Source organism: Streptomyces sp. UNOC14_S4 (assembly GCF_020740835.1).
Lineage (GTDB): Bacteria > Actinomycetota > Actinomycetes > Streptomycetales > Streptomycetaceae > Streptomyces.
On sequence record NZ_JAINFC010000631.1, the window covers coordinates 1 to 3,810 of the forward strand.

A 3,810-nucleotide genomic window follows, 5' to 3' on the forward strand; every position below is an offset into this window, starting at 1 on the left:
CACCACGACAACGGGGGTCCGGGGGCGAAGCCCCCGGTGCTCAGCGGCGAGCCGCCCTCTTGGCCGGGGCCTTCTTCGCCTTGCGGGCCGCAGGCCGAGCCGAGTCGCTGACCCGGTCACCCAGAAGCTCCCGCAGGAACTTGCCCGTGTGGCTCTCCGGCACCGAGGCCACCGCCTCCGGCGTGCCCTCGGCGATGACGAGGCCGCCGCCGCTGCCGCCCTCGGGGCCCATGTCGACGATCCAGTCGGCCGTCTTGATGACATCGAGGTTGTGCTCGATGACGATGACGGTGTTGCCCTTGTCGACAAGCCCGGACAGCACGGTGATGAGCTTGCTGATGTCCTCGAAGTGCAGACCCGTGGTGGGCTCGTCGAGGACGTAGACGGTGCGCCCGGTGGAGCGCTTCTGGAGCTCGCTGGCGAGCTTCACGCGCTGGGCCTCGCCGCCGGAGAGCGTCGGCGCGGACTGTCCGAGGCGGACGTAGCCGAGGCCGACCTCGTGCAGGGTGCGCAGGTGGCGCGCGATGGTCGGCACGGCCTCGAAGAAGGTGAGGGCCTCCTCGATGGGCATGTCCAGCACCTCGGCGATGGACTTGCCCTTGTAGTGCACCTCCAGGGTCTCCCGGTTGTAGCGCGCGCCGTGGCAGACCTCGCACGGCACGTACACGTCCGGCAGGAAGTTCATCTCGATCTTGATGGTGCCGTCGCCGGAGCAGTTCTCGCAGCGGCCCCCCTTGACGTTGAAGGAGAAGCGGCCCGGCAGGTAGCCGCGGACCTTCGCCTCCATGGTCTCCGCGAAGAGCTTGCGGACGTGGTCGAAGACGCCGGTGTACGTCGCGGGGTTGGAGCGCGGCGTCCGGCCGATGGGCGACTGGTCGACGTGGACGACCTTGTCGACGAGGTCGTCGCCGTCCACGCGCGTGTGCCGCCCGGGAACGGTCTTCGCGCCCTGCAGCTCGCGGGCCAGGTGGGTGTAGAGGATGTCGTTGACCAGCGTCGACTTGCCGGAGCCGGAGACGCCGGTGACGGCGGTGAGCACGCCGAGCGGGAAGGCGACGTCGATGTCCTGGAGGTTGTTCTCCCGGGCACCGCGCACGACGAGCTGCCGGTCCGGGTCGACGGGACGGCGCTCGTCCGGCGTGACGATGGCCTTCTTGCCGGCGAGGTACTGGCCGGTCATCGAGTCCTTGTTGCGCAGCAGCTCCTTCAAGGGGCCGCTGTGCACGACCTTGCCGCCGTGCTCGCCCGCGCCCGGGCCGATGTCGACGACCCAGTCGGCGACCTTGATCGTGTCCTCGTCGTGCTCGACGACGATCAGGGTGTTGCCCATGTCCCGCAGGCGGACGAGGGTTTCGATGAGGCGGTGGTTGTCGCGCTGGTGCAGGCCGATGGACGGCTCGTCCAGCACGTAGAGGACGCCGACGAGGCCGGAGCCGATCTGGGTGGCGAGCCGGATGCGCTGGGCCTCGCCGCCGGAGAGGGTGCCCGCGGCGCGGTTGAGCGAGAGGTAGTCCAGGCCGACGTCGACGAGGAACCTCAGCCGCTCGTTGACCTCCTTGAGGACCCGCTCGGCGATCTTCTTCTCGCGGCCGGTGAGCTTCATGTCCCGCAGGAAGTCGGCGCATTCGCTGATCGACATCGCCGAGACCTCGGCGATGGACCGGCCCTGCACGGTGACCGCGAGGACGATCGGCTTGAGCCGGGTGCCCTCACAGGTGGGGCAGGGCACCTCGCGCATGTAGCCCTCGAAGCGCTCGCGGCTGGAGTCGCTCTCGGCCTCGGAGTGGCGGCGCTTGACGAACGGCACCGCGCCCTCGAAGGCCGTGGTGTACGCGCGCTCGCGGCCGTAGCGGTTGCGGTAGCGCACCTCGATCTGCGTCTTGTGGCCGTTGAGGAGCGCCTTCCTGGCCCGCAGCGGCAGCCCCGCCCAGGGGATGTCCGTGCGGAAGCCGAGCGCGTCGGCGAGCGCGCCGACGAGGCGGCCGAAGTACTCCTTGGTGTGGCCGTGCGACCAGGGGCTGATCGCGCCCTCGTCCAGGGACTTGTCCGGGTCGGGGACGATGAGCTCCGGGTCGACCTCCATCCGGGTGCCGATGCCGGTGCACTCCGGGCAGGCGCCGAAGGGGGAGTTGAAGGAGAAGGAGCGCGGCTCCAGCTCCTCGAACGACAGGTCGTCGTACGGGCAGTAGAGGTGCTCGGAGTACATCCGCTCACGCTCGGGGTCGTCCTCGGCGAGGTCGACGAAGTCGAGGATCACCATGCCGCCGGAGAGGCCGAGCGCGGTCTCGACCGAGTCGGTCAGCCTGCGCTTGGCGCTGTCCTTGACGGTGAGGCGGTCGACGACCACCTCGATGGTGTGCTTCTCCTGCTTCTTGAGCTTGGGCGGCTCGGAGAGCTGGATCGTCGCGCCGTCGACGCGGGCGCGGCTGTAGCCCTTGGACTGGAGGTCGGCGAAGAGGTCGACGAACTCGCCCTTGCGCTCGCGCACCAGCGGGGACAGCACCTGGAAGCGGCTGCCCTCGGGCAGCTCCAGCACCTTGTCCACGATGGCCTGCGGCGACTGGCGGGTGATGGGCCGGGAGCACTCGGGGCAGTGCGGCTTGCCGATGCGGGCGAAGAGCAGCCGGAGGTAGTCGTAGACCTCGGTGATCGTGCCCACCGTCGAACGGGGGTTGCGCGACGTGGACTTCTGGTCGATCGAGACGGCCGGGGAGAGGCCCTCGATGAAGTCCACGTCGGGCTTGTCCATCTGCCCCAGGAACTGCCGGGCGTAGGAGGAGAGCGACTCGACGTAGCGGCGCTGCCCCTCGGCGAAGATCGTGTCGAACGCGAGGGAGGACTTGCCCGACCCGGAGAGGCCCGTGAACACGATGAGGGAGTCACGGGGGAGGTCGAGCGAGACGTTCTTGAGGTTGTGCTCGCGAGCGCCACGGACGATGAGACGGTCGGTCACGCCGGTCGGCACCTTTCTTGAGAGCGATAAGACGCGCGCCTGGCGCGCGATGGGATGCGCCGCACCCCCGACCCAGGGTATGGGGGTCGCCGCACGGATGTCGGATCCGATGCCACACACGAGCCTATAGCACGAACATTCGAATATGGGCCCGAGCGGCACGGCTTCACCCGGACGAGTGGCGGCGCTATCGTCGCCGCATGATCGATCATGTGCACGACCTGGCATCTGTACGTGAAGCTACCGACCGCCTCTTCACCGGCGTCGGAAAACTGGACAACAGCGCGGTCTCCGGGGCCTCCCGGCTCCCCGGCTGGACCCGCGGCCACCTGCTGTCCCACCTCGCCCGTAACGCCGACGCCCTGGTCAACGTCCTGCGCGGGCTCCCCATGTACGCGGGCGCCGAGGCCCGCGACGCCGACATCGAGGCGGGTGCCGCGCGCCCGCTGGACATCCAGCTCGCCGACCTCCGCGACAGCCACGCCCGCTTCCTCGCGGCCACCGAGGAGGACCCGGGCGCGGACTGGTCCCGCATCGTCACCATGCGCAACGGCGTGACCGACGCGGCCGCGAACGTGCCCTTCCGCCGCCTGGTCGAGCTGGAGCTGCACCACGTCGACCTCAACATCGGCTACGAGCTGGAGGACCTCCCGGAGGAGTTCACCGGCAGGCAGATCGCCTGGCTCGCGCAGCGCTTCTCGGGCCACAACGGGCTGCCGCCCGTCACCGTCACGGCGGCCGACGGCCGCCAGTGGCACACCGGCGGCACGGAAGGCCGTGCGGTCACCGTCACCGGCCCCGCCCCCGCCCTGCTGGGCTGGCTCGCGGGCCGCGGCGACAAGGGGGCGGGCCTGGAC

2 protein-coding genes are annotated in these 3,810 nt (G+C 69.9%); one reads left to right on the forward strand and one right to left on the reverse strand.

The annotated features are described in order from the left end of the window. Positions 1 to 40: 40 nt before the first annotated feature. Positions 41 to 2,953 carry an excinuclease ABC subunit UvrA gene (gene uvrA / locus K6I34_RS33380; RefSeq protein ID WP_229331789.1) on the reverse strand — a complete coding sequence of 971 codons (2,913 nt, stop codon included), beginning with the start codon at positions 2,951 to 2,953 and terminating at the stop codon, positions 41 to 43. A 200-nt stretch (positions 2,954 to 3,153) separates the two neighbouring features. On the opposite strand from uvrA, the gene K6I34_RS33385 reads away from it, so the two are divergent. Continuing rightward, the coding region (locus K6I34_RS33385) for a maleylpyruvate isomerase family mycothiol-dependent enzyme (RefSeq protein WP_229331790.1) at positions 3,154 to 3,810 on the forward strand (657 nt) is incomplete at its 3' end.